1 protein-coding gene and 1 pseudogene are annotated in these 559 nt (G+C 56.2%); both read left to right on the forward strand.

Features of this window, described 5'->3' with window-relative positions; genetic code table 11:
* On the forward strand, nt 1-424 hold a 424-nt coding region (locus L323_RS33160; RefSeq protein WP_242835299.1), incomplete at its 5' end, for a transposase.
* Nucleotides 390-559: pseudogene (locus L323_RS42105) on the forward strand (IS5/IS1182 family transposase); the annotation flags it as partial. The gene L323_RS33160 and the pseudogene L323_RS42105, both read left to right, overlap by 35 nt.

Genomic DNA, 559 nt, shown 5'->3' on the forward strand with positions numbered 1-559 from the left:
AGCTGTCGATACGAAAAGCGAATTGCCGCTTGCCCTGGACGTTACGCCTGCGCACGTCAATGACGGAGATCGGGCGCAAAGCCTGATGGAACAAGCCGCATCCAGAGCCGCTCCGAGGTTTTTCATGCTGGACGCAGGCTATGATCAGTTGAAGGTTTACGAGGCCGCGCAAATCGTCAAGGCTCAAGCCATTATTCCGCTCAACCTCAGGCGCGAGAAGGAACCGCCTGCCGGAATAACGGCCAATGGGACGCCATGCTGTTCCAATGGGCTATGCCATGACGTACTGGGGAGCGGACGGCGACATCCTGAAGTTTCGCTGTCCGCACGCAACCGGCAAAGTCGACTGTCCACTCGGCATGGCCGCTTGCTCGTCCTCAAATTATGGTATGGTCGTCAAAGTGGACGTGAAGGAAGACCTTAGACGGTACTGTAATCCACATCGAGACACCAAACGCTGGAAGGCACTTTACAATGAGCGTACGAGCGTTGAGCGCTGCAATGCGCGGCTAAAGAGCCACTTGACAGCAGATGCCCTGCATGTGCGTGGGATCGAGAA

The sequence above is a fragment of the Ruminiclostridium papyrosolvens C7 genome, from assembly GCF_000421965.1.
Classification (GTDB): Bacteria; Bacillota; Clostridia; order Acetivibrionales; family DSM-1351; genus Ruminiclostridium; species Ruminiclostridium papyrosolvens_A.